General features: G+C 69.8%; 21 protein-coding genes and 1 pseudogene. 10 read left to right on the forward strand and 12 right to left on the reverse strand.

The features are described from left to right. Nucleotides 1-34: 34 nt before the first annotated feature. The 5 genes from clpX to HUT10_RS15265 form a co-directional block, all read right to left on the reverse strand. Complete coding sequence (gene clpX / locus HUT10_RS15245) at nucleotides 35-1,330, reverse strand: ATP-dependent Clp protease ATP-binding subunit ClpX (RefSeq protein ID WP_004562779.1); 1,296 nt, start codon at nucleotides 1,328-1,330, stop codon at nucleotides 35-37. Nucleotides 1,331-1,559: 229 nt separating this feature from the next. Further along, nucleotides 1,560-2,213: an ATP-dependent Clp protease proteolytic subunit gene (locus tag HUT10_RS15250; RefSeq protein WP_091316263.1), complete on the reverse strand. Its 654-nt coding sequence runs from the start codon at nucleotides 2,211-2,213 to the stop codon at nucleotides 1,560-1,562. Nucleotides 2,214-2,237: 24 nt separating this feature from the next. Then, a complete protein-coding gene (locus tag HUT10_RS15255) occupies nucleotides 2,238-2,843 on the reverse strand; it encodes a ClpP family protease (protein ID WP_091320319.1) in 606 nt (201 codons plus the stop codon). 140 nt (nucleotides 2,844-2,983) lie between these two features. Continuing rightward, on the reverse strand, nucleotides 2,984-4,363 hold the full coding sequence (gene tig, locus HUT10_RS15260; protein WP_176171817.1) for a trigger factor: 1,380 nt from the start codon (nucleotides 4,361-4,363) through the stop codon (nucleotides 2,984-2,986). A 128-nt stretch (nucleotides 4,364-4,491) separates the two neighbouring features. After that, nucleotides 4,492-5,082 (reverse strand): TetR family transcriptional regulator, encoded by a 591-nt coding sequence (locus HUT10_RS15265; RefSeq protein ID WP_176171818.1) that lies wholly within the window; start codon nucleotides 5,080-5,082, stop codon nucleotides 4,492-4,494. 138 nt (nucleotides 5,083-5,220) lie between these two features. Here HUT10_RS15265 and HUT10_RS15270 point away from each other — a divergent pair, with 138 nt between their 5' ends. Then, nucleotides 5,221-7,323, forward strand: a complete 2,103-nt coding sequence (locus HUT10_RS15270; RefSeq protein WP_176171819.1) for a fatty acid desaturase — start codon at nucleotides 5,221-5,223, stop codon at nucleotides 7,321-7,323. A gap of 20 nt (nucleotides 7,324-7,343) precedes the next feature. Here HUT10_RS15270 and HUT10_RS15275 read toward each other — a convergent pair whose 3' ends face one another. After that, nucleotides 7,344-7,865 carry a hypothetical protein gene (locus tag HUT10_RS15275; protein WP_176171820.1) on the reverse strand — a complete coding sequence of 174 codons (522 nt, stop codon included), beginning with the start codon at nucleotides 7,863-7,865 and terminating at the stop codon, nucleotides 7,344-7,346. A gap of 198 nt (nucleotides 7,866-8,063) precedes the next feature. Between HUT10_RS15275 and HUT10_RS15280 the strand changes: the two genes are divergently transcribed. The 3 genes and pseudogenes from HUT10_RS15280 to HUT10_RS50960 form a co-directional block, all read left to right on the forward strand. Continuing rightward, nucleotides 8,064-9,599, forward strand: coding sequence for a cell wall metabolism sensor histidine kinase WalK (locus tag HUT10_RS15280; RefSeq protein WP_176171821.1), 1,536 nt, complete (start codon nucleotides 8,064-8,066; stop codon nucleotides 9,597-9,599). Between the two features lie 5 nt (nucleotides 9,600-9,604). Further along, nucleotides 9,605-11,440 (forward strand): glycosyltransferase family 39 protein, encoded by a 1,836-nt coding sequence (locus HUT10_RS15285; RefSeq protein ID WP_176171822.1) that lies wholly within the window; start codon nucleotides 9,605-9,607, stop codon nucleotides 11,438-11,440. A 107-nt stretch (nucleotides 11,441-11,547) separates the two neighbouring features. Then, nucleotides 11,548-11,934 (forward strand): annotated as a pseudogene (locus HUT10_RS50960) (GNAT family N-acetyltransferase); the annotation flags it as partial. A gap of 25 nt (nucleotides 11,935-11,959) precedes the next feature. Here the strand turns inward: HUT10_RS50960 and HUT10_RS50965 are convergent. Both HUT10_RS50965 and HUT10_RS15300 read right to left on the reverse strand, forming a co-directional pair. Continuing rightward, complete coding sequence (locus HUT10_RS50965) at nucleotides 11,960-13,156, reverse strand: hypothetical protein (RefSeq protein WP_254897466.1); 1,197 nt, start codon at nucleotides 13,154-13,156, stop codon at nucleotides 11,960-11,962. An 86-nt stretch (nucleotides 13,157-13,242) separates the two neighbouring features. Then, nucleotides 13,243-14,292 (reverse strand): helix-turn-helix domain-containing protein, encoded by a 1,050-nt coding sequence (locus HUT10_RS15300; RefSeq protein WP_176171825.1) that lies wholly within the window; start codon nucleotides 14,290-14,292, stop codon nucleotides 13,243-13,245. Between the two features lie 284 nt (nucleotides 14,293-14,576). Here HUT10_RS15300 and HUT10_RS15305 point away from each other — a divergent pair, with 284 nt between their 5' ends. Continuing rightward, on the forward strand, nucleotides 14,577-15,155 hold the full coding sequence (locus HUT10_RS15305; protein WP_254896881.1) for a hypothetical protein: 579 nt from the start codon (nucleotides 14,577-14,579) through the stop codon (nucleotides 15,153-15,155). Next, on the forward strand, nucleotides 15,152-15,835 hold the full coding sequence (locus tag HUT10_RS15310; protein ID WP_254896882.1) for a Crp/Fnr family transcriptional regulator: 684 nt from the start codon (nucleotides 15,152-15,154) through the stop codon (nucleotides 15,833-15,835). Before HUT10_RS15305 ends, HUT10_RS15310 begins: the two co-directional genes overlap by 4 nt. A gap of 39 nt (nucleotides 15,836-15,874) precedes the next feature. On the opposite strand, the gene HUT10_RS15315 is transcribed toward HUT10_RS15310, so the two are convergent. Genes HUT10_RS15315 through HUT10_RS15330 form a run of 4 tightly spaced genes read right to left on the reverse strand, consistent with a single transcriptional unit; the run spans nucleotide 15,875 to nucleotide 19,504 of the window. Next, nucleotides 15,875-16,927, reverse strand: a complete 1,053-nt coding sequence (locus HUT10_RS15315) for a thiamine-monophosphate kinase (protein ID WP_176171827.1) — start codon at nucleotides 16,925-16,927, stop codon at nucleotides 15,875-15,877. Further along, nucleotides 16,911-17,525, reverse strand: a complete 615-nt coding sequence (dcd, locus tag HUT10_RS15320) for a dCTP deaminase (protein WP_176171828.1) — start codon at nucleotides 17,523-17,525, stop codon at nucleotides 16,911-16,913. The genes HUT10_RS15315 and dcd overlap by 17 nt, the downstream gene beginning before the upstream one ends. After that, nucleotides 17,522-18,271 (reverse strand): hypothetical protein, encoded by a 750-nt coding sequence (locus HUT10_RS15325; protein WP_176171829.1) that lies wholly within the window; start codon nucleotides 18,269-18,271, stop codon nucleotides 17,522-17,524. The genes dcd and HUT10_RS15325 overlap by 4 nt, the downstream gene beginning before the upstream one ends. Nucleotides 18,272-18,286: 15 nt before the next feature. Further along, nucleotides 18,287-19,504 carry a helix-turn-helix transcriptional regulator gene (locus HUT10_RS15330; protein WP_176171830.1) on the reverse strand — a complete coding sequence of 406 codons (1,218 nt, stop codon included), beginning with the start codon at nucleotides 19,502-19,504 and terminating at the stop codon, nucleotides 18,287-18,289. 535 nt (nucleotides 19,505-20,039) lie between these two features. Here HUT10_RS15330 and HUT10_RS15335 point away from each other — a divergent pair. The 4 genes from HUT10_RS15335 to HUT10_RS15350 all read left to right on the forward strand — a co-directional run bounded on the left by HUT10_RS15335 (nucleotide 20,040) and on the right by HUT10_RS15350 (nucleotide 24,096). Beyond that, nucleotides 20,040-20,312, forward strand: coding sequence for a hypothetical protein (locus tag HUT10_RS15335; protein WP_176171831.1), 273 nt, complete (start codon nucleotides 20,040-20,042; stop codon nucleotides 20,310-20,312). Then, complete coding sequence (locus tag HUT10_RS15340; RefSeq protein ID WP_176171832.1) at nucleotides 20,309-20,932, forward strand: hypothetical protein; 624 nt, start codon at nucleotides 20,309-20,311, stop codon at nucleotides 20,930-20,932. Before HUT10_RS15335 ends, HUT10_RS15340 begins: the two co-directional genes overlap by 4 nt. Before the next feature lie 69 nt (nucleotides 20,933-21,001). Then, on the forward strand, nucleotides 21,002-22,258 hold the full coding sequence (locus HUT10_RS15345; RefSeq protein WP_176171833.1) for a bifunctional glycosyltransferase family 2/GtrA family protein: 1,257 nt from the start codon (nucleotides 21,002-21,004) through the stop codon (nucleotides 22,256-22,258). After that, nucleotides 22,258-24,096, forward strand: a complete 1,839-nt coding sequence (locus HUT10_RS15350) for a glycosyltransferase family 39 protein (RefSeq protein WP_176171834.1) — start codon at nucleotides 22,258-22,260, stop codon at nucleotides 24,094-24,096. The genes HUT10_RS15345 and HUT10_RS15350 overlap by 1 nt, the downstream gene beginning before the upstream one ends. Nucleotides 24,097-24,120 lie beyond the last annotated feature (24 nt).

Genomic DNA, 24,120 nt, shown 5'->3' on the forward strand with positions numbered 1-24,120 from the left:
CTCCGGGCCGGGCGGCCCGGAGACGCCCGGCGGGTCAGGCCGACTTCTCGCCGCGCTCGCTGCGCGCGCGCCGCGTCGGCTGCCGGGCGACGATCGTCGGGTTCACGTTCTCCCGGACGGTCTGCTCGGTGATGACGACCTTCGCCACGTCGTCGCGGCTCGGGATGTCGTACATCACCGGCTGGAGCACTTCTTCCATGATGGCACGCAGCCCGCGGGCGCCGGTGCCGCGCAGGACCGCCTGGTCGGCGATGGCCTCGAGCGCGGTCTTGGTGAACTCGAGCTCGACGTTGTCCATCTCGAAGAGCTTCTTGTACTGCTTCACCAGGGCGTTGCGCGGCTGGGTCAGGATGTTGACCAGCGAGTCCTTGTCCAGGTGGTTCACCGTCGCCACGACCGGGAGCCGGCCGATGAACTCCGGGATCAGCCCGAACTTGATCAGGTCCTCCGGCATGGTGTCGGAGAAGACGTCGCTCTCCTCGATTTCGGACTTGGTGCGGATCTCCGCGCCGAAGCCGAGGCCGCGCTTGCCGACCCGCTCGTTGATGATCTTCTCCAGCCCGGCGAACGCGCCGGCCACGATGAACAGCACGTTCGTCGTGTCGATCTGGATGAACTCCTGGTGCGGGTGCTTGCGGCCGCCCTGCGGCGGCACCGAGGCCGTGGTGCCCTCGAGGATCTTCAGCAGCGCCTGCTGGACACCCTCGCCGGAGACGTCACGGGTGATCGACGGGTTCTCGCTCTTGCGGGCGATCTTGTCGACCTCGTCGATGTAGATGATCCCGGTCTCGGCCCGCTTGACGTCGTAGTCCGCCGCCTGGATGAGCTTGAGGAGGATGTTCTCGACGTCCTCGCCGACGTAACCCGCTTCGGTCAGCGCCGTGGCGTCCGCGATGGCGAACGGCACGTTCAGCAGCTTCGCGAGCGTCTGCGCCAGGTAGGTCTTGCCGCACCCGGTGGGGCCGAGCATCAGGATGTTGGACTTGGCGAGCTCGACCGACTCCTCCTTGGAGTCCTTCGGCCCGGCCTTGTCGTCCGCCTGGATGCGCTTGTAGTGGTTGTAGACCGCTACCGCGAGCGTCCGCTTGGCGTCTTCCTGCCCGATGATGTACTGCTCGAGGAACTCGTGGATGTCGGCGGGCTTGGGCAGCTCGTCGAGCTTGACGTCGCCGGCCTCGGCCAGCTCCTCCTCGATGATCTCATTGCAGAGGTCGATGCACTCATCGCAGATGTAGACCCCGGGGCCGGCAATGAGCTTCTTCACCTGCTTCTGGCTCTTCCCGCAGAAAGAACACTTCAGCAGGTCTCCGCCGTCACCGATCCGTGCCATGGCCGTTGACCTCGTCCCCTCCGGCGCGGGTTTCCGCGCCTGACGTGTGTTGCGACGGTGCGACCCCCCGGTGCGGTGACCGGGTGCGAGCCTCACGCATTGCCACTGACGGTACCCGTCCGATGCCGTGAGCGGGAACACCCGCGAGCGCCGGGAGCACGTCAGAGGACGACCCTAAACCAGGATGCCGGTGTGTGTCGTCTTCTCGACACACACCGGCCTGGCGGATCTACAGAGCCGACGCCTTACGGTACGGCAGCACCTCGTCGATGATGCCGTACGCCTTGGCCTCTTCGGCCGTCAGGATCTTGTCGCGCTCGATGTCGGTCCGGATCTGGTCCGGGTCCTTGTTCGTGTGCTTGGCCAGGATGACCTCCATCTGGCGCCGCACCCGCTGGATCTCGTTGGCCTGGATCTCCAGGTCGGAAACCTGGCCGTAGGTGCCCTCGGTGGCCGGCTGGTGGATCAGCACGCGGGAGTTCGGCAGCGCGTAGCGCTTGCCGGGCGTGCCGGCCGACAGCAGCACCGCGGCGGCCGAAGCGGCCTGGCCGAGGCAGTACGTCTGGATGTCCGGACGAACGAACTGCATCGTGTCGTAGATCGCCATCAGCGAGGTGAACGAGCCACCCGGCGAGTTGATGTAGACCAGGATGTCGCGGTCCGGGTCCTCGTGCTCGAGGTGCAGCAGCTGGGCCATCACGTCGTTGGCCGACGCGTCGTCCACCTGCACGCCGAGGAAGATGACCCGCTCTTCGTAGAGCTTGTTGTACGGGTTCGACTCTTTGACGCCGTAGCTGGTCCGCTCCACGTACGACGGCAGGATGTACCGCGACTGGGGGATGCTCGGGCCCTGGAAGTCACCCGGGAGCCGGAAGTTGCTCATCGAAAGTCTCCTTGGTGCTTCGGCTCAGCGAGAGCCCGGACGGGCGATGTCGGCGGTGAGGACGTGGTCGACGAACCCGTAGTCCTTCGCCTCCTGCGCGGTGAACCAGCGGTCCCGGTCGCCGTCCTTGATGATCTGCTCGACCGTCTGCCCGGTCTGGTCCGCGGTGATCCGGGCCAGCTCCTGCTTCCACTTGTTGAACAGGTCCGCCTGGATCGCGATGTCCGACGCCGTGCCGCCGACACCGGCCGACGGCTGGTGCATCAGGATGCGCGCGTGCGGCAGCGCGTAGCGCTTGCCCGGCGTGCCCGAGGAGAGCAGGAACTGCCCCATCGAGGCCGCCATGCCCATCGCGTAGGTCGCGACGTCCGGGCGGATCAGCTGCATGGTGTCGTAGATGGCGAACCCGGCGGTGACCGAGCCACCCGGCGAGTTGATGTAGAAGCGGATGTCGGACTCGGCGTCGTCCGCGTCGAGCAGCAACAGCTGCGCGGTGATCCGGTTGGCGACCTCGTCGTTGACCTCGGAACCGAGGACGACGATGCGCTCCTGGAGCAACCGCTCGAACACCGAGTCGGTGAGGTTGAGCCCTGCGGTGCCGGTCCGCGCCTCGGGCGTGTGCTGCGTCACGTCTGCCTGCCTTTTCGCGCCGGCGGTGGCCCCGTCCTGACGGCCACCGCTGTCGTTTCAGATGCTTGAGATCTTGTATCCGACCCTAACGAACTCGGGCGGTGCAGAATGCCTGACACCGCCCAAGTTCGCTCACAGCTTCACTCCGCCGGAGTCTTCGCCGTCTCTTCGGTGACCTGCGTCTCCTCGGTTGCCGGCTCGTCGGAGCCGAACAGCTCCGAGAGGTCGACCTCGGCACCGGAGCCGTCGGTCACGGTGGTCTTGCGGACCACCGAGGCGAGGGCCTTGCCGCGGCGCACGTCGGCGTAGATCGCGGTCAGCTGGCCGGACTGCTGGGCGCGCTGGACGTACTCGTCCGGGCTGATCCCGAAGCGCTGGGCCTGGTAGATGATCCGCTCGGTGAGCTCGCCGTCGTTGACGGAGACCTCTTCCTTGTCGGCGATGGTGTCCAGCAGCAGCTGCGTGCGGACGGCCTTCTCCGACTCGGTGCGGGTCTCGGCGTCGAACTCTTCGAGGGTGCGGCCTTCGGCCTCGAGGGCCTTCGCGAACTGGGCCTCGTCGTGGTCGAACGGGTGGATCGCGTCGTGCTTGCGGTTCTCGATCTCGGCGTCGAGGACCTTCTCCGGGATCGGCACCTCGGTGCGCTCCAGGAGCTCGTCGAGCACCTTGTCGCGGGCCTGGACGCCCTGCTGCATCTTCTTGACGCGGCCGAGCCGCTCGCGCAGGTCGTTCTTCAGCTCGTCGATCGTGTCGAACTCGCTGGCCATCTGGGCGAACTCGTCGTCGGCCTCGGGCAGCTCGCGGGTCTTGACCGACTGGACGGTCACGGTCACCTCGGCGTCCTTGCCGGCGTGCTCACCGGCGACGAGCTGGGTGGTGAACGTCTTGGTCTCGCCCGCGGTCGCGCCGATGATCGCCTCGTCGATGCCGTCGACGAGCTGACCGGAGCCGATCTCGTAGGACAGCCCCGAGGTGCTCGCCTCTTCGACGGCCTCGCCGTCGACGGTCGCGGACAGGTCGATCGAGACGAAGTCGCCGGTCTCGGCCGGGCGCTCGACGCCGGTCAGGGTGCCGAACCGGGCGCGCAGCTCGTCGAGCTGCTCGTCGACCTCCGCGTCGGTCAGCTCGACGTCGTCGACGGTGACCGCGAAGCCGTCCAGGTCGGGCAGCTCGATCTCCGGGCGCACGTCGACCTCGGCGGTGAACTCGAGGACGTCGCGGTCCTCGAGCTTGGTCACGTCGAACTCGGGGTTGCCGAGCGTGCGGACCTCGTTCTCGCGAACGGCCTCGATGTACTTGGCCGGAATGGCCTCGTTGACGACCTCGTCGAGCACCGGGCCGCGCCCGATCCGGCTTTCCAGGACGCGAGCGGGCGCCTTGCCGGGCCGGAAGCCCGGGATGCGCACCTGCTGGGCGATCTTGCGGTAGGCGCGGTCGAAGTTCGGCTTGAGCTCGTCGAACGGCACCTCGACATTGATCTTGACTCGCGTCGGGCTGAGCTGCTCGACGGTGCTCTTCAAGGTCTTCTCCTCGAGCGGTAACGATTGTGGTGGACAATCCTGCGGAAATGGCCCCGGTCGAGTGCAGACCGGGACGTCCGAGTCTAGGCCAGTGGCCTCCGCCACCGGGCCGGGGGCCACCCGCGAGGTCAGGCGCCCAGCATCCGGCCGATCACCCAGCGCATCTGGCCGGTCGCGTGCGCCACCGACCCGCTGGGCTGCACCAGGTGGGAGAGCAGCAGCCGGACGAAGGCTTCGACCGCGACCGCCCACTCCGAGAGGCTCAGCCCGACCTCCGGGTAGCACCGCGCGAACAGCGCGGCCACGGTGTCGACCGAGCGCTCCAGCACGCCCTCGGGCCGGGTGGTGAGCAGGGGGAGGAAGTCGTCGCCGCCGGCCTTCGGGCACCCGAGGGCGAGCAGGATCAGCGGGTTGGCCTTGGCGGCTTCGAGGGTGTGGCCGAACGCGGCGGTGACGCCGTCGACCGGACGGCCGGGGTGGGCGGCGACGACCTCGGTCAGGCGCACGGCGAAGCACTCGGTTTCCCGCAGCACCAGTGCCTCGGCCAGCTCGGCCTTCGAGCCGAGTTCGTTGTAGACGGTCTGCCTGCTGACGCCGACGTGCGCGGCCAGCTTGCCCATCGTCACCGCGGCCCAGCCGTCGGCGGCGATCACTCCGGCGGCCGCGTCCAGCAGCCGGTCCCGGGTGCGCACCGGGGCGGGGTGGGTGACGGCCTTCACACGGGCAGCTTACCCACCGCTTGCGTTCGGCTGGCCGGGACCTTTTTTCGAAGCTTGGCACGACGTTTACAAACCCCGGCGCGTTGTCTACGGTGACTCCCGCCTCGCCAGGAGCTTCTCGACCGAGGAGACCGCTCGATGCCCGTCGTCGATACCTCGCCGCGCGGCTCCCGGACGTCCGCATCCCCGACGGCGGCCGCGGTGCCCGCCCGGCGCCCGGTGCCTTCGCCCCGCATCCCGCTGCCCCGGCTTTCGGTGCCGACGCTGCTGTTGTTCACCGGCGGGGCCGCGTTGTGGGGCACGGCGACCTGGCTGCTGCTGGCCGGGATCGCGCCACCGGTGTACACCGTGCCGCTGCACGCGATCGTCACCTTCACGATGTTCACCGTGGTGCACGAATCCGCCCACCACGCCGCAGGGAAGCTGACATGGGTCAACGAGGTGCTCGGCCGGCTGGCGATGCCGTTCGTCGCGGCGTACGCGTCGTTCCCGCTGCTCCGATTCATCCACAGTGAACACCACCGGAACACGAACGCGGATTCCCGCACCGATCCCGACGCCTGGACGTCGCAGGGAGCCTGGTGGTCGCTGCCGTTCCGCTGGCTCACCATCGACTTCTGGTACGCCCGCTTCTACACCGCCCGCGTGCGCACCCGGCCGGCCGCGGAGCGGGCGGAGACGATCGTGCTGCTGTCGCTGGCGTCCGTCGCGGCCGCGGCGCTGATCGCCTGCGGCCACGGCCGGGAGCTGCTGCTGGGGTACCTGCTGCCGCAGCGGATCGGGCTGGCCGTGCTGGCGTGGTGGTTCGACTGGCTGCCCCACCACGGCCTCCCCGCCGCGAAGCCGCGCGACAAGTTCGGCACCACGCGGGTGCGGGTGGGGCTGGAGTGGCTGATGACGCCGATGATGCTGTTCCAGAACTACCACCTGGTGCACCACCTCCACCCGGCCGTGCCGTTCTACCGCTACCTGCGGGCCTGGCGGGACAACCGGGACGCTTACCTGGCGCGCGACGTCCCGATCATCACCGCGTGGGGCCGCGAGCTGACGCCGGCGGAGTACCGCGCGTGGCGGCGGCTGGCCGACGACCTCGGCGACCACGAGCCCGGCCCGGAACCGCCGCCGGTGGGGCCGAGCCGGTTCCACCGGCTGCGGGTGCGCGAGGTCCGGCCGCTGACCGCCGACGCGGTCGCGATCACCTTCGACGTCCCGCCGCACCTGGCCGCGGAGTTCCGGTTCTCGCCCGGCCAGCACGTGGCGGTCCGCGCGGTGGTCGACGGGCAGCCCGTGCGGCGGACGTACTCGATCTGCGCCCCGGCGGGGTCGGGCGAGCTGCGGATCGCGGTGAAGCGGCGTCCCGGCGGGGCGTTCTCCGGGTACGCGACCACGACACTGGCCGCGGGTGACTTCCTCGACGTCCTGCCGCCGTCCGGCGCGTTCACGCTCACACCGGACCCGGCACGGGCCGCCCACTACGTCGCGCTGGCCGCGGGCAGCGGCATCACGCCGGTGCTGTCCATCCTGGTCAGCACGCTCAGCGCCGAGCCGCACAGCCGGGCGACGCTGCTGTACGTCAACACGTCCGGCGCGACGACGTTGTTCGCGGCGGAGCTGAGCGCGCTGGCGGACGGCTTCGGCGGCCGGCTGCACGTCGTCCACTACCGCACCGATGAGCGCGACCCGGACCTGCACGCCCACCGGCCCCGTCAGTTCGACACGGTCGGCGAGGCGCTGGCGATCTCGCACGAGCGCTACCAGCGCGGGCGGCTCGACGGGACGCGCCTGCGCGCGCTGCTGCAGAACCGGCTGCACCCGGCGAAGGTCGACGAGTGGTTCCTGTGCGGGCCACGCGGCCTGACGGAGCTGGCCCGCCGCACCCTGGCCGACGCGGACGTCCCGGAGGAAAACGTCCACTTCGAACTGTTCCGCGGCGCGGCACCCCTGCGCGACCCGGCGGGCATCCCGGCCAGGGTGGCCGTGACGCTGGGCGGAACGACGACGTGCGTGACGGCCGAAGCCGGCGAGACGGTCCTGGACGCGGCGCTGCGGGCCGGGTACGAGGTGCCGTACTCGTGCACGGGCGGCGCGTGCGGGACGTGCCGGGCCACGCTGCGGCACGGCCAGGTGGACATGGACGTCCGTTACGCGCTGACGGAGGACGACGTGGCGGCGGGCCGGATCCTGACCTGCCGCTCCCGCGCGACGACCCCGGAGGTCGCGGTCGACTACGACCGCCCCTGACCTCCGGAGCCGCCGCGGTCTCAGCCGGTGCGGGCCGGGGCGCCCTGGCCGCCCGCGTCGCCGTCCGTCACCGACGTCGCCGTGGCCGTCGAGCCGGACTCCGTGGCCACCACCGTGACCGTGTCGCCCGTCGCGAGCCCGGTCGCCTGGTCCGACGTGATCGTGTACGTCTTCGAAAAGCCGTCGTCGCTCTTCGCGGTCAGGGAGGTCGCGCTCAGCTCCGTCACTTCGCCCGTCTGCACGATCTTCGTGACGTAGCCGCCGTTGCCGTCGGAAGCCACGTACTCGCCGTGCAGCGCGGAACCCAGGCCGCCGCCCGGCAGGCCGCCGGGGCCGCCCATCATGCCGCCCGGCCCGGCCTGCGTGTCGGTGGCCGCCGACGAGGACGCGGCCCAGACCGCCGCTCCCCCGCCGGCCACGATCGCCGCCGCGACGGCGCCCGCGGCGATCTTCCGGCCCGGCGACCAGGGCTGCTTGGCGGCCGGCGCGGGCGTGGCGCCCCACGTCTGGTCCGGTGTGGACGGTGCCTGCGGTGTGGTCATGCTGCTGCTCCTCAACGTGGTCGTTCGGTGGGATCCACGGTGGAGGCGCTCGCTGTGCACCGACTGTGCCCGCCGTCAGCCGTTCCTGTGACCGGTTCGCGCCGGGGAACCGGACATCCGGCCACGGGCCGGTCACCCCACAGCCGCTTCACAGGCAGCGCACAACCCGCACACACCGCGCGGACGGACGCTGGTGCCATGGCCGCGCGAACCGTCCCGCCACGTCCCCGCCGGGGACGGCTCTCGCTGCGCGCGAAACTGACCGGCTCGATGGTCGTGCTGCTCACCGTCGTGTGCCTGATCGTCGGCGTGGTCAGCGAGTTCGCGCTCGACCTGTTCCTCACCCGCCAGATCGACCAGCAGCTCTCGGCCGCGGCGAACCGCTCGCTCGTCTTCGCGAGCAACGCCCGGCTGCCGGGCCTCGGGCCGCCCCCGCAGGACCAGGGCCAGCACCCGCTCGGGCAGAACGTCGGCACGGTCAGCGGCACCTTCTCCGGGCGGGAGCTCGTCCACGACGACAGCATTTCCGAGCACGGCGGCCGGCTGTACCTGACCGCGGACCAGCAGGCCCTGATGCTCTCGGTGCCCGCCGACGGCAAGCCGCACACCCTTTCCTTCGCCGACCTCGGCGAGTACCGCCTGATGGCGCTGCCGGTCGCCGGGACGTCCGACGTCGTGGTGACCGGCCTGCCGATGAAGCCGGTGACCGACACGCTGCTCACCGTCGGGCTGATCCTGTTCGGCGTGGCCGCGGCGGGCGTGCTCGGCGCGGCGTTCCTCGGGGCCTTCGCGGTCCGCCGCACGCTGCGCCCCCTCGACCGCGTCGCGGCGACCGCCGGGCGCGTCACCGAGCTGCCGCTGGACCGCGGCCAGGTGGCGCTGTCCATCCGCGTCCCGGAGGGCGACACCGACCCGCGCACCGAGGTCGGCCAGGTCGGCTCGGCGCTGAACCTGATGCTCGGCCACGTCGCCCAGGCCCTCGAAGCGCGGCACGACAGCGAGATCAGGGTCCGGCAGTTCGTCGCGGACGCCAGCCACGAGTTGCGGACGCCGCTGGCCGCGATCCGCGGGTACGCCGAGCTGGCCGCCCGCGGCAGCGCGCTGGTGCCGCCGGACGTCGCCCATTCGATGGACCGCATCCAGTCCGAGGCCGTCCGGATGTCGGCGCTGGTCGAGGACCTGCTGCTGCTCGCCCGGCTCGACGCGGGCCGGCCGCTGGACGTCCGCGACGTCGACCTCACCCGCCTGGTCGCCGACGCCGTCGGCGACGCGCAGGTCGCCGGGCGGCGGCACCGGTGGCTGCTGGAGCTGCCACCGGACCCGGTGCTCGTGTTCGGCGACGTCCAGCGCCTCCACCAGGTGCTGGCGAACCTGCTGGCCAACGCGCGCACGCACACCCCGCCCGGTACGACGGTGGTGACGGCGCTGACCCGCTCGGCGGACGGCAGCGCCGTGCTCACGGTGACCGACGACGGCCCTGGGATCCCGCCGGACCTGCTGCCGGACGTCTTCGAGCGCTTCGCCCGCGGCGACTCGTCTCGCTCGCGCCAGGCCGGCAGCACCGGGCTGGGGATGGCGATCGCGTCCGCGGTCGTCGTCGCCCACCACGGCACGATCGAGGTGCACAGCAGGCCCGGGCGGACGGAGTTCGCGGTGCGGCTCCCCGTGGCCGTGCCCGCACAGCGCGTGCACAGCATCGGCACAAGGCAGCCCCAGCTGGGCACCGGAAGCTGAGCGTCATGACCGCTCTCGCCTCCCGCGAAACCGCTGTGCCTGCTTCGGCACCCTCTCGCCCTTCGTGGCACCGGCCCACGTTGGCCGCACTCCTGGTCGGAACGGCCGTGCTCTACCTGTGGGGCCTCGGCGCCTCGGGCTGGGCCAACGCGTTCTACTCGGCGGCGGCCCAGGCGGGGTCCCAGAGCTGGAAGGCGCTGTTCTTCGGCTCCAGCGACGCGGCCAACGCGATCACCGTCGACAAGACCCCGGCCGCGCTGTGGGTGATGGGCCTGTCGGCGCGGCTGTTCGGCGTCAACGCGTGGAGCATCCTGGTGCCGCAGGCGCTGATGGGCGTGGGCTCGGTGTGGCTGCTGTACGCGACGGTCCGCAGGTCGTCGGGCCCGGCAGCCGGACTGGTCGCGGGCCTGGTGCTGGCCCTGACCCCGGCCGCGGCGCTGATGTTCCGGTTCAACAATCCGGACGCGCTGCTCGTGCTGCTGCTGGTGGCGGGGGCGTACTGCGTGGTGCGTGCGTGCGAGAAGGCGAGCCCGCGCTGGCTCGCACTGGCCGGCGTCGCGGTCGGGTTCGCTTTCCTGGCGAAGATGCTGCAGGCGTTCCTGGTGCTGCCTGCTTTCGCGCTTGCTTATGCCGTCGCCGCCCCGGTGTCGCTCGGCAAGCGGCTGCTGCACCTGTTCGGGGCGCTGGTCTCGGTTTCGGTGGCAGCGGGCTGGTACTTGGTGGTCGTCGCGCTCTGGCCGGCGGCTTCGCGGCCGTACATCGGCGGTTCGCAGACGAACTCCCTGTGGGAGCTGGCGTTCGGCTACAACGGTTTCGGCCGCATCACGGGCGACGAGGTGGGCAGCGTCGGCGGCGGCGCAGGCCGAGGCTGGGGGTCGACGGGCCTGACTCGCCTGTTCGGCAGCGAGATGGCGGGCGGCATCGCCTGGCTCCTGCCGGCGGCACTGCTGGCGCTGGGGGCGGGTCTGTGGTTCACCCGCCGAGCCCCGCGGACGGACACATCCCGCGCGGCGCTCCTCCTGTGGGGAGGCTGGCTGCTGGTGACGGCGCTGGTGTTCAGCTATATGGGCGGCATCATCCACCCGTACTACACGGTGGCGTTGGCCCCGGCCGTGGCCGCGCTGGTGGGCACGGCGGCGGTCCAGCTGTGGCGCCTGCGCGCCCACCCGGCGGCATCGGGTTTCCTGAGCGGCGGCGTGGCGCTGACGGCGTTGACTTCTTACCTACTGCTGGGGTCGTCTTGGCTCGCCCCGGCGGTCTTGGTGGGTGGCCTCCTGGCGGCGGTGGCCCTGTTTTTCGCCCCGCACTTGACCCGCACCGCGGCTTCGTTCGTGGCGGCGTTGTCTTTGGTGGTTCTGCTCCTGGGCACCGGCGCGTACACGCTGGCCACGGCGGCGACGACGCACAGCGGAGCAATCCCGTCGGCGGGGCCGTCCTCCGGATTCGGCCGCTTCGGTGGCCGTGGGGGCGGCCCGGGGTCACTGCTGTCGACGACGATGCCGGGCGCTTCGCTGACGGCGTTGCTCCAGCAGGACGCATCGCATTACACCTGGACGGCGGCGACGGTGCTGTCCAATGCGGCGGCGGGTTACCAGCTGGCGAGCGGAGCCCCGGTGATGGCGGTGGGTGGGTTCAACGGAACGGACCCGTATCCGACGCTGGCGCAGTTCCAGCAGTACGTGGCTAGCGGGCAGATCCACTACTTCCTGGGCGAAGGCATGACGATGCGGGGTTCGAGCGGTTCGGACGCCGCTCAGCAGATCGCGGAGTGGGTGGCCGACCACTACCAGGCGTCCACAGTGGACGGTGTAACGGTGTACAACCTGACTGCGACCGTGTGAGACACGACGAAAGCAGGGTGTGACGCCGGTCCGGCCCAGGCAACCTGGTCAAGGACCGGCTCACTCCGGCACACTGGTGGTGCCCAGGCGAACAGGAGTTTCTGCTGATGTCCGAGCGCTACATACGGCCGGCCCACTCCGCAGACCTCCTTTCGCTGGTCGCGGCGTTCGGGGACCACCGATTCTTCAGTGACCGGCTTGAGCGCCAACGGAAAAACCTCGGAGTTTTGTTCCTCGCCTGGCTGGATTGCCGCCTCGCGGGCAACGTCTACCTGTGGCTTGAAGAAGCCGAAGAACCGCCGATTCGCAGGCGCCTGCCCGGTGTCGCGCTGCTCACCCACCTGCAAGTGCACGAGGAGTTGCACAACCTTGGTATTGGCAGCTCACTCATGAGAGTGGTGGAGCAGTACCTCGTCGAGCAGGGCCACGAACGGATCGCGTTGGCGGTCCGGACGGACAACCCCGGCGCGGCCCGCCTGTACGCACGGCTCGGCTATCGAGAATGGGGCTACGGTGAAGTCATCTGCCACGCCCAACGGTCGCTGGCAGACGGGGGACTTTTGGAAGAGCCTGAGCAGTGTCACGTGTTAACGAAGAACTTGCCCAGATCTTCACCATCTGTTCCCCAGCCCAGGACCTGGAAGGTTGGCGCGACCTGGCGGGTAGGGACTGACCGGTAGGCCTGATCCGGCCATCGACCCCCGGCTGGGCGAATTGGGCGACACCCAACATGTGAAGGGCGTGATCGATGTCTCTGCACTGACCGTAGTCTCGCCGGAGCCTGGCGACGTGATTTCGCCACCGCGCGCAGTCCGTCTTCCAGGCGTCCATGTACTGAACACACAGTTCCGGTGTGATCCGGCGACTGCTGGCGACCGCCGCTTTGAGCGAGCGGACCATCTTCTCCTGCTCGTCCCGGCGGATCCTCGAATGTCGAATTCTGGCCACCGTCGTGCGGATGAGCTGTCGTCTGTGGGGCAAGAACTCGGCCCAGTAGACGCTATTCGCCGCGGTCAGCTCACGACCGTTGTCCAACAGGCCGTATAGCCCCTCGGCGAGAGTGTCGCCCAGTTCCTCTGCGCGTGCGCGCTGGGCGTTGTACGGATCGTACGGGCGCTGGATCGCTGTGCCAGTCACCGCTGTCGACCGCAGTTGCCGACCGTCGAGCAGAAAGAACCAGTCTTCGTTGTAGATGTTGGGAAAGAACGAGGAGAAAGCCTCCTCCCCCACCACCAGCGCGCCACCACCGATGAACGTTCCCTGGGCCGCGCCGATGCCGCGGAGAGCGTGGCATACGACTGAGTTGTCCGGCATCCCCGCGTTCCGAAGACCGACCACCGGGTGAGTACCCAGCAGTCCTGCCGCGGCAGCCAAGTCCTTCGGCTCAGGCAGGACTATGTCGTCGTCGAGGAAGAGAATCCGCCTCCACCCGCTGAGGATCGCGACGAGGAGACCAAGGTTCCGCTTGAGGCTGGTGTCCACTTTCCGGTGGAACTCGGTCCCACGCAGCAGGTTGTCGGTGAGGAATTTGGGCACGAGCCAGCCGGGTAATCGATCGGTGTCGATCGCGGTCACCCGGACACCTGCGCGCTTGGCAATGAGCGCAGCCTTCGATGCGTCGCCATGGAGGCTGCACAGCAGCAACAGATGGGCATTGGCCTGCCTGGCCGCCCTGATGGCCGGCTGCAGCTCGGAGACGGCACGTCCGTTCGGCACGATAATCGCGTCTAAGCGAGCGTGTGGGGCTTGGCTGGCTTCAACGCTGGTCAGCAGACCTGCGTGCGTTTGGTGTTGTCGTGCAGTCACTCGGCCTCAGGCCACTCGTGCAGGCGGTTCTCCGCCACCGTCCAGTCCGGAGTCAGGCCTTTTCCACCCACCACCGGCACCCGGCTGATGATGCTGAAGAACTCCGCCTCACCGAACCGGCTCCGGAGGTAAGCCTGGTTCCGATCCCGGAACCGCTCATCCGTCAGCGCACGGACCGCGCCCAGCGTGCCCCGACTATACATACCATTGCACACTGTCACAGTGCGCTTCCGGTTGAACGGGCTGACGCCTCGGTAGAAATGTGCCACGTCTTCCAACAGGTGACCTTCGCTGTCCAGCAGGGGCGGGAAGAGCTCCGACCCGCCGTCGTGCTTCACGAGGAAGCCGCCGGGGCTGCTGGTCGGCGAGTCATCGTCGCGCGCGACCTGCTTGACCGGCAAGTCGACACGCTCGATGACGTCGCGCGTAACTGTATTCCAGTCCACACCACCAAGGAGCACGAGGTGGGTCGTGTAGTGGTCGGGAGTCAGCTCTTCCGTCGTGTGGAAGCTGACGTGGTGGTTCGGATTGACAGCCCGGATGTGACCGAACAACTCAATGAGGGCATCGGGGTCGGCGTAGGTATACAACGAGACGAAGTCGGCACTCTCGGGGTCGGCGTAGGTCAGATGCTGCCGCAGGTCCGGCGGGAGCTGGGCGGAGACGATCGTGACGTCTTCGTTCTCCGGGAAACGCCAGACATCGGTCTCGGGGTAGCCAGCGCCTTCACGCCCGTCCCGGAGCCAGAGCAGCTCCTCGAGCAGCTCGTCGTACCGGCGGCGCTCCTCGTCGGACAGCTCGTCGAGCGGCAGCACTCGCACGGTGTCTCCGCTCACGGACCGCCGCGTGGCGAAGAGTGTGGCGTACGCGTTCAGCCGACGGGTCGGCGGGGCCTTGTCGGTGTTCTCCCACGACGAGATCAACGAAACGCTCAGCGGATTCTCACCGCCGAGAGCCTGAGCGAGCTCAGCCTGGGTCATGCCCGCCGCCTCCCGCAGCGCGCGGAGACGACGCGCGAGCGCTGACCGAGGTTCGGCTGGGGACACGACTGCCGCCCTTCAGAAAAGTTCAGTATACTTCAACGGAGTAGGTAAGGACAGAAATCCTTGCCTGCCTACTCTGCTTTCAACCCCGCGCCATGCAAGACTGCGATCAAAATGTGATCTGATTGGCCTCTTTCGTGGGCACCAAACCGGTAACGCCCGACTCCGCTCCGTTGTTCACGGGGCACTCCAGGTCATACAGTCAAGTTGACTGAACTTCAGTTCTGACCTGAAGCCAGGAGCGGATCATGAACATATCAGCTGACTTACCCCGGCACCGGGCCATCGTGGCGGTCGACATCGAAGGGTCGACCGGCCGGACGAACTCGGTGCGTACTCAGCTTCGCAAGGTGCTCTTCCAGCTCCTCGACGCGGCCTTCTTGGCCGGGGGGATCGCCGGCAAGCACCTTGATCCGCTCCTCGATCGCGGGGACGGGGCGCTGTGCTTCGTCCGCCCGGTGGATCAGGCACCCAAGGCCCTGCTGCTGACAGCCGTGGTCCCGGCGCTGACCGAGTTGCTGGCTCGGCACGCGGAAAGCCGCCCGGAACTCGCTTTCCGGCTTCGCGTCGCCGTGCACGCGGGCGAAGTGCATCGCGACCGCCGCGGGCCGTACGGAGAAGACGTCGACATCGCTTGCCGGCTGGTGGACGCCGCCGAGCTCAAACGACGGCTGCGAGAGACGACCGAACTGCTCGTGCTCGCTGTCTCCCAAGAGATTCACCGCGCGGTCGTGCGTCACGGGTACCCCGGGGTCGAACGCAGCGCGTTCACGCAGGCGGTCCCGTTCAAGCTGGGTGACGAACGGCTCCGCGGGTGGCTGTTCACCCCCGAAGCCAGTCGGCCGAAGCACATTCTCAGCGCGTGACCGGGGAGGGCCGGCGCATGGAGACGAGTGGATTCTGGGTCGGCTTACGCGCTGCAGACCAGCAGGCGCTCGCCGAGTCCGCGACGCGGCGCTTCTACCGGCGTGGCGAGACGATCTGCCGGGAAGGCGACCTCTCCAGCGCCGTGCTTGTGGTGCTGTCCGGGCACGTGCGGATCGTCAACACCACTCCAGACGGCCTTGAAGTGGTCGTCGGAGTGCGGGGCGCGGGCGAAGTCGTCGGTGAACTCGCGGCGATCGACGCGATGCCACGCTCCGCGACCATCGAAGCGCTGGAGGACCTGGACGTGCTGGAGGTGCCCGGCGACCGGTTCTCTTTGTTGTGTCGTACGCGGTCGCGGATCTGCTGGGCACTCGTGCGCGTGCTGTCCGCGCGTCTCCGGGCGATCGGCAGGCAGTGGCTGGACCTGGGCACCGGCGCCGCGTCGCGGCGGGTCGCCGCGCACCTGATGCAACTGGCTGTCCAGCGCGGCGTCAAACGCGGCGAGGACATCGAAATCGCGCTGCCGGCCACTCAGGCCGAACTGGCGACGGCCGCGGCGATCTCTCGCGAATCCTGGGCGCGCGCGACGCGTGACCTCCGTCGGCAGGGGGTGATCAGCACCGGCAGAAAGCGAGTGACGATCCACCGCTTGGCCGAACTCCGGCGGCTGGCGACCTGAATCCTGCGTTGTATGTCGGTTGGCGGAAGGTGCCGGCCCTCAGCGCTTCCCCAGCACGCTGGTGATCAATGTGGACATTTCCCCACCGTGCCACGAGCTGGCCGAGAACCGCTCCTGCGCCACACCACGCCAAGCAGCCCTCTCCGCTCCCGACGTCAGCCGACCGTCTGTGGTGAGGACCCCGAACTCCTGTGCCGCAACGCCTTCCTCCCGCAGTGCCTTCGTCACCAACTCGACGTCCTCCCCCCGGACCGCCACGACCAGGCCCCAGTCACCCCACGTCTGGGCCAGGTCGAACGGCCTCAACCCGCACTGCGACGCCACCGAAGCCACCGGCCCGTCCAGCTCGAACTCCCCCGTGACCGCCGCGCCGAGGCCGTTTGCCTCGCCCAGCGTTCGGACCGTCGCGAACAGTCCGTCCGACACGTCCATCGCCGCGCGTGCCAAGCCCGTCGACGCCAGCACGCGGCCCGCCTTCAGCTGGGCCTCCGGCCGGGAGGCCCGGTGCCAGACCTCGTCCCGGTCCCTCTGCGACAGCGTTGCCTGGCCCGTCTCCACCAGCGCCGCGGCCCACAGGTAGCCCGGGGAACCGACCAGCAGCAAGCGGTCGCCCGCCTGGGCTCCGGACCTCCTGAGCCTGCTGCCCGGCGCACACCGGCCGATGGCCGTTGCCGTCAGCTGGACCACCTCGCCGTCCCGGATGTCGCCGCCGGCCACCTTTGTGCCATTGGCGGCGCAACACTCGTCGACGCCGTCGAGGAGGCGCTCGAATTCGCGGACCGTTGTCGACTTCGGCAGCGTGTAGCTGACGACCAGCCCCAGTGGCTCGGCGCCCGCCGCGGCCAGGTCCGACAGGTTGATCGTCGCCAGCAGCCAGCCCGCGTGGTAAAGATCCTTTTCACGCAGCAGGTTGACCAGTGGCGTCGGGCAGCTGTCGGTGGTGGCGACGAGCTCGCTCGGGACGCCCACCGCGCCCAGCAACGCGCTGTCGTCGCCGAAACCCTCCGTGGCGCCGTAGCGCGGCTGGAACACCTTCTCCTGGATGCCGCGCTCCCCCAGGTCGCCGAGGCGCAGCTCAATCGTGCCGGACATGATCCGCCAATCGGGAGGCGACCACGGCGTGGTCGTTCGAGTAGTTGTGCGGCATTGCGCCGTACGGCAGCTCGCTCCCGCTCGAAGCGAACAGCATCAAGTTGCAGATCCGGGCGCCTGGATACACCAGCACCGGGTGCCGGAGGTGGTTGACGATCTCCAGCGTCAGCACGGCTCCGGCGTCGCGCCCGAAACCGGGGCTCACCTGACCGCACAGCACCACGCTGATCCCGAGCCTGGCGTAGTCGCTCGTCCCGTCCACCAGACCGACCAGGTGCTCGGACAGGCCGATCTTCTCCAGGGTCGGCGCGAGCACGACTTCGCCCGGCTCGATCACCAGCCGCCCCTGGGCGTCCAGTTCCTTCGCGACCAGCTCGGGGTGGGTCGAGCGGTCCGCGACGTCGACCGGCCCGGTCGTCACCAGGGTGAACGCCTCGTGCCCGAGCCGGAGGCTGAGTGCGGCGGGGCGCACGAGCGCGGCGTCGAACGGCTCGACGTGCAGTTCACCGGCCTCGAGCGCCCGCCGGATGCCCCGATCGGTCAGGACGCCGCGCTCCGCGGCCTCCTCCACCTGGACTTTCAGCTCCACGGACGTCATCGTGCGACCTCGCTGTCGAGGGACGGCAGTAATTCGCTCACGAGTGCCACGAAATCGGCGTCGGTAAGCTCGCCGTTCGGCTGGTCGTCGCTTTCACCCGGCTCGCAGTAGACGACCGTGGTGGGTGACCGCCGTGGTCCCTGGACGACAACCGTGGCCGTCAGACCTGCATCGATCGGGCGAACGGTGTGCACGATCGAGGTGTCGCAGGTGTACACGTCGCCGCTTTGCACGTGCGGTACGCCCAGGCGCCGCAAGCGCACCTCGCCGTCGGCGACGAGGGCCGCCGGGTCCGCCGGATCCGTTCCGTAGCGGTAACGCCGGTACGGCTTGCCGCCCTCGGCGGTCTCGGCGAACTCCACCATGTGCATGCCGGTGCCCGTGAGCACGTGGGAAGCGAACTCCCAGCGGTGGCTGTGCGGGTTGGATTCGCCGCGCGAAGGCGTTTCGCCCCGCGGCCACACGTGGAGGCGGATCCGGAACTCGGGTTCGATGCTCGTGTGCAGAACGATCTTCGCGAAGCCGTTCGGGTGCCAGTACGAGCGTTTGGCGATCTCGGCGACCGCGGCCTGGTCGGCGACCAGGTCCTGCAGCCAGGCGGCGAGCCCGCGCCGTCCGGTGCGGATGCGGCGGGCCGCGGTTTCGAGCCGGCCCAGATCGGGCCGGGAACCGTCACCACGCAGGGCTTCCGCGATCTGCCGCGGGAACGCGTGGTCGGTGGCGACGGACGAGGATGTCGTGCTCATCGTGCGGGGAGGTCTCTATTCTGCGGCTGTCGTCGGGAGGAACGGCGGTGCCGCGAAAGCCAGCGCAGCCGCGCGCAGGGCGGTGACGGCGTCGAGGGTCATCCAGATGGGGAGGTCGCCACTGCCCCAGGCCCACAGGCCGAGGCCGGCTTCGTAGCGTTCCCACAGCGAACCGAGCGCGCGGCTCAGCCGGACCGTCGGCACCTTCGGTGCCTCGGACAGGGCCTGGACGACCCATGCGGAAGTGAAGTGCTTGATGTTCACCGGGATGGCTCGCTGCCCGGGTTGCGGGAGAGCCAGGTCTTCCATGATCCCGTCGTCCGCGTGGGTGCGGTCGACGAGCCACTGCGTTCCCACCTCGACGGCGTCCCTGACGTCGGCGCGGTCGTCGCCGTTGCGCAGGAGCTCCCGCAGGGCCACCACGGCCCGCGCGGTGTGTGCCGTGGTCGGTTCGGGCGCCACCAGCCGCGGTTCCTTCTTCTCGCCCCACAGCCGGACGCCGTCGATGTCGAGCCGGGCCGCGAGGAGGTCGTCCGTGAGCCGTCGGGTCAGCGGGGTGTCCGGCCCGATCCGGGCCGCCGTGCGCAACGCGGTGGCGAGCAGGAACGGCCGGGTCCGGCTGTAGTCGTCGGCGAGCGAGTGCTCGAGGTGTTCCAGCGCTTCTTCGGCCGAGAGGATGGTGCTGACCTGGAACAAGGCGTCCACGACGGCCGCGGTGACCTCCGGGCGGCGTCCCGCCGACCGGCCCTGCCAGCCGAGCTCGGTCTTCTTGGCGTAGAGGTTCTCGACGACCGTGTGTAGGTCGATGTAGGTGTCACCCAACACCGCCATGGCGCTGACACCGTAGGCGGTGGCCAGCGTCGTGTGCTCGCCCCGCTTCTGGAGGTTGTGCCGCCAGCCGACCGCACGACCGTTCTCGTCGCGGATCAGCTCTCCGGCGAGAGCTGCGCCCGCCCGCCGGAAGACTTCCAGCAGGGAGCCGCCCGTGGTCAGGACCCCGCCGGCCGCAGGGGCCGGCGTCCGGGCCGCTTCGGCCAGCTCGACCAGGTGATTCGCCGCTCTGAAGTGATCGTCCAGCAGCCTGGCGTTCTCCACCGACGGAAGATAGCGCCCGGTCTCCCACTGGGTCAGGTTGGCCCGGCTGACGCCGACGATCCTGGCCACGTCCGCCTGGGTCTGCCCGGCGAGCTTGCGCAGCCGCCGCAACTCGGCACCCACCTGCTCGACGGTCACCGTTACCACTTCAGTCCTTTCGGCCGGGTCACGGCCGACATAAGATGTAGGCAAGCATTCTGCACCACTCTTACCTACCTTGGTAGGCGACTGTAGGGAGGTGACAATATGTGGACACAGAGCGCACCTTATCCCATCAGCGACGCATTGTTGGTGTCGACTCGACCCGGCTCGCCCAAATGGGTCATGGCCCCAGCTAACAGACCACCTTTTCGCCGCAGCGGCCACGACCACGCGCGGCTGGGGTCTGACGGAGAGTGTCCACCGACCTCCGCCGACCGCCCTCGCCAGGCGGCTCGAGGAAGCCTGCTTTCCGCACTCTGCGCGGTCACGATGCAGGGACATACCCCCTACCTACGTATCACCGACCCGGCCGGTTCGCTCCCCCCTTTCAGGAGCGACCGGCGCCGGTGACGGTCCACCGCTGGGCCGGACTTCGACGTCCGGCGAGCTGAATCCCGCGCTCTGTGTCAGCTGACACAAAGAAATCCGCGGGCCGGAGGTTTCCTGGATCCACGGGCAGAGGAGGGCATTCATGGACCCCTACACCACCCCACCGCGCCGGAGCCGCTGGCGCCGGGGCGTCTACGCGGCCGGGCTCGTCATCCCCTTCACCGCTTCGCAGGTCTGGGCGCTGCTGGTGCTGCTGCGGCTGGCCCCGCTCGACGGGCTCGTGGGACAGGCCTTCGTCCTCATCCTGCTCGGTTCCGCCGTCGCCATCTGGGCCGGGTGGCGGTGGACCTGGCGGCTCGGCCGCGACCGGGACGTCAAACCCGAGCCCGCACCCAAGACCCGGATCCCGACATGACGTCCGGGCCGGTCATCGTCGCCGCCCTCGTGGTGGCCGCCGGTGCCGGACGTCTGCTGCGCCACCTCGGCGGCCTGCTGCGCCGCCGTCCCACCGAAAGGAGCACGGAAATGACCAGCACCCCTCCGACCTTCCCGCTGCGGGTCTACCACTGGCGCTGGGAGATCCTGGCCGTCACGCTGCTCCCCTACGGCGTGGTGACCTTCGCGCTGTGGGCCGGCCCGCTGCGGGCGTCGGTGGTCCTCGCCGGCGTGCTCGCGGTGGCGGTGCTGCGCCGCCGCCAGGTGCAGGCGCGCATCCACGCCATCCGGCTGCAGCACCGGCTGCGGGCGGTCTTCCCCCACCTGCGCCTGCCCGGCGGCCGCCTGCCGGCCATCCTGTGGAGCCGTCCGCGCGGTGGTGACATCGTCGTGTCGCTCTACGGCCGGGAAGCGTTCGAGCACCTGCACCGCCACCGCACCGTCCTGGCCGTGGCCTGCGGGGTGCCCGAGGTGTACGTCGACCGCCACCCGAGGTACGCGAGCCTGGTGACGCTGACGATCAGCACGACGCCGCCGAAGCGCGAACCAGGCCGCGGTGCCCTGCCGAGCAACGTCGTGCCGCTGCGGGCGCACAGCTGACGGCCACCGCACAGGAACCGCACAGAGAGAACACACGATCACCAAAGCGGCGGCCGCGATCGTGAGGGCATGACAGCCACCGCCCCCGCATCGCGGCCCGGGACCGTCCCGGTCGACCTGGCCGGTCCCCGGCCCGTTCTCGACGTCGTCATCCCGGTCTTCAACGAAGAGACCGACCTCGAACCGTGCATCCGACGGCTGCACGCGCACCTGGCCGAACACGTCTCCTACCCCTACCGGATCACCGTCGCCGACAACGCGAGCACCGACGCGACGCTGCAGGTGGCCGAACGGCTGGCCCGGGAATTCCCCGAGGTGGCCGTCCACCACCTCGACGAGAAGGGCCGCGGCCGCGCGCTCAACGCCGTGTGGCTGGCCTCCGACGCCGCCGTGCTCGCCTACATGGACGTCGATCTCTCCACCGATCTCGCCGCGCTCGGGCCGCTCGTCGCGCCGTTGCTGTCCGGGCACTCCGATCTCGCCATCGGCAGCAGGCTCGCCCGGGGGGCGCGAGTGGTGCGGGGCCCGAAGCGCGAGTTCATTTCCCGTTGCTACAACCTGATCCTGCGCTCGACGCTCGCCGCCAAGTTCAGCGACGCGCAGTGCGGGTTCAAGGCCATCCGCGCCGACGTCGCCCGCGAACTGCTGCCGCACGTCGTGGACACCGGCTGGTTCTTCGACACCGAGCTGCTCGTCCTGGCCCAGCGCGCCGGGCTGCGGATCCACGAGGTGCCCGTCGACTGGGTCGACGACCCGGACTCGTCGGTCCACATCCTGCGGACGGCCGCCGAAGACCTCAAGGGCATCGCCCGCGTCACCAAAGCCACGTTCACCGGCGAGATCCCGATCAGCAGGCTGCGCGAGCAGCTCGGCAGGCAGCCCATCGGCGTCGACGCACCGGGCGTGCCGCCGCGGCTGGTGACGCAGCTGGTGCGGTTCGCCGCGATCGGCGTCAGCAGCACCCTCGCCTACCTCGTGCTCTTCCTGCTGCTGCGCACCGTCGTCGGCGCGCAGCCGGCGAACTTCACCGCGCTGCTGGTGACGGCGATCGGGAACACCGCGCTGAACCGGCGGCTCACCTTCGGCATCCGCGGCCGGGCCGGCGCCGGGCGGCACCAGTTCGAAGGGCTGATCGTGTTCGGCCTCGGGCTCGCGCTCACCAGCGGCTCGCTCGCGCTGCTCAACGGATCCACCACCCCCGGGCTGGTCCTGGAGCTCACCGTGCTGGTGCTGGCGAACCTCGCCGCCACGGTGCTCCGGTTCCTGCTCCTGCGCGGCTGGGTGTTCAACCCGCGCCGCCAGGCCACCTCGTCGAAGGAGTACTGATGACCACCGTCCTGCCCGCCCCGGTGTCCGAACCCCGGCACCGCAAGGAGTCCGCCGCGCACGCGCCACCGCGCTGGGTGCGCCCGGCGGTGTTCGGGCTGCTGGCCGCGACCGCGGTGCTGTACTTCTGGAACCTCACCGCGTCCGGCTACGGCAACTCCTTCTACGCCGCCGCCGTCCAGTCCGGGACGCAGAGCTGGAAGGCGTGGCTGTTCGGGTCGCTGGACTCGGGGAACGTGCTGACCGTCGACAAGCCGCCCGCGGCGCTGTGGGTCGGCACGGCGTTCGCCCGGATCTTCGGCTTCTCGAGTTTCACCGTGCTGGCGCCGCAAGCGCTGATGGGTGTCGCGTCGGTCGGGATCCTTTACCTGACGGTGAAACGGAGTGCGGGCCCGGTCGCCGGGCTGCTGGCGGGGGCGATGCTGGCCGTGACGCCGGTCGCCGCGCTGATGTTCCGCTTCAACAACCCGGACGCGCTGCTGGTGCTGCTGCTGGTCGCGGGCGCCTACTTCGTCGTGCGGGCCACCGAAACGGCGAGCCCGCGGTGGCTGGCGCTGGCCGGGGCCGCGATCGGGTTCGGCTTCCTGACGAAGATGATGCAGGCGTTCCTGGTGCTGCCGGCGTTCGGCCTGGTGTACCTGCTCGCGGCGCCGACGTCACTGGGCAGGCGGCTGCTGCACCTCGGGGGCGCGGTGGTGGCGCTGGTCGTCTCGGCGGGCTGGTTCATCGCGCTGGTGGAGCTGTGGCCGACGGCGTCGCGGCCGTACATCGGCGGGTCCGAAGGGGACAGTCTGCTCGAACTCGCGTTGGGCTACAACGGCTTGGGCCGCATCTTCGGCGGCGAGGGCAACGGCGGCGGCATGGGTGGCGGGATGGGCGGGAACACCGCGTTCGGCGGCTCGACGGGCCTGTTCCGGATGTTCGGCGCCAGCTTCGGGACGGAGGTTTCGTGGCTGCTGCCGGCCGCGCTGATCGGGCTGGTCGCGGGGCTGTGGTTCACCCGCCGCGCACCACGCACGGACGCCACCCGGGTGGCACTGCTGCTGTGGGGCGGCTGGCTGGTCGTGACGGCGGCGGTGTTCAGCTTCATGAGCGGCACGGTGCACCCGTACTACGCGGTGGCGATGGCCCCGGCGATCGCCGCGCTGGTCGCGATTTCGGGCCGCGCGCTGTGGCGGGGCCGGGCGCACCTGGCGCCGCGGGCGGTGCTGGCCGGGATGGTGGTGGTGACGGCGGTGTGGTCGTTCATCCTGCTGGACCGGACGCCGGAGTGGTTCCCGGCGCTGCGCTGGATCGTCGCGGTGCTCGGGGTGCTGGTGGGGACGGTGCTGGTGATGGGTGTGCCGGCTTCTCGCCGTCTCGTGGCCGTCGTGGGGGCGGCGGTGGTCTTGACGATGGGGGTGTCGTCGGCGGCTTACGGCGTGGAAACGGCGTCGGTGGCGCACAGCGGTTCGATCCCGACTTCGGGCCCGACGTCGAGCGCGATGGGCGGCGGTTTCGGCGGCGGCTTCGACGACTCGTCGACGGCGATGGGCGCGCTGCTGGCGAAGACGACGACGAAGTGGGCGGCGGCAACGACGGGTTCGCAGAGCGCGGCATCATTGGAGCTGGCGAGCGGCAAGGCGGTGATCGGCATCGGCGGCTGGAGCGGCTCGGACCCGGCACCGACGTTGGAGGAGTTCAAGGCGTACGTGGCGGCGGGCGAAGTGAAGTACTACATCGAGGGTGGCCGGGGAGGTGGGCCCGGTGGTGGATCGTCGGAGATCACGGACTGGGTGACGGCGAACTTCACCGCCACGACGGTCGACGGCCAGACGGTGTACGACCTGCAGAGCTGAAGGTCGGCGGAGGGGTCGTGAGTC

Origin of the sequence: Amycolatopsis sp. Hca4, assembly GCF_013364075.1 — a bacterium.
Classification (GTDB): Bacteria; Actinomycetota; Actinomycetes; order Mycobacteriales; family Pseudonocardiaceae; genus Amycolatopsis.

Coding starts and splice junctions, on each gene's coding strand:
- clpX (WP_004562779.1), bottom strand. CDS start 1,330: ATGGCACGGATCGGTGACGGCGGAGACCTGCTGAAGTGTTCTTTCTGC.
- HUT10_RS15250 (WP_091316263.1), bottom strand. CDS start 2,213: ATGAGCAACTTCCGGCTCCCGGGTGACTTCCAGGGCCCGAGCATCCCC.
- HUT10_RS15270 (WP_176171819.1), top strand. CDS start 5,221: ATGCCCGTCGTCGATACCTCGCCGCGCGGCTCCCGGACGTCCGCATCC.
- HUT10_RS15275 (WP_176171820.1), bottom strand. CDS start 7,865: ATGACCACACCGCAGGCACCGTCCACACCGGACCAGACGTGGGGCGCC.
- HUT10_RS15280 (WP_176171821.1), top strand. CDS start 8,064: ATGGCCGCGCGAACCGTCCCGCCACGTCCCCGCCGGGGACGGCTCTCG.
- HUT10_RS15285 (WP_176171822.1), top strand. CDS start 9,605: ATGACCGCTCTCGCCTCCCGCGAAACCGCTGTGCCTGCTTCGGCACCC.
- HUT10_RS15315 (WP_176171827.1), bottom strand. CDS start 16,927: ATGTCCGGCACGATTGAGCTGCGCCTCGGCGACCTGGGGGAGCGCGGC.
- dcd (WP_176171828.1), bottom strand. CDS start 17,525: ATGACGTCCGTGGAGCTGAAAGTCCAGGTGGAGGAGGCCGCGGAGCGC.
- HUT10_RS15325 (WP_176171829.1), bottom strand. CDS start 18,271: ATGAGCACGACATCCTCGTCCGTCGCCACCGACCACGCGTTCCCGCGG.
- HUT10_RS15335 (WP_176171831.1), top strand. CDS start 20,040: ATGGACCCCTACACCACCCCACCGCGCCGGAGCCGCTGGCGCCGGGGC.
- HUT10_RS15340 (WP_176171832.1), top strand. CDS start 20,309: ATGACGTCCGGGCCGGTCATCGTCGCCGCCCTCGTGGTGGCCGCCGGT.
- HUT10_RS15345 (WP_176171833.1), top strand. CDS start 21,002: ATGACAGCCACCGCCCCCGCATCGCGGCCCGGGACCGTCCCGGTCGAC.
- HUT10_RS15350 (WP_176171834.1), top strand. CDS start 22,258: ATGACCACCGTCCTGCCCGCCCCGGTGTCCGAACCCCGGCACCGCAAG.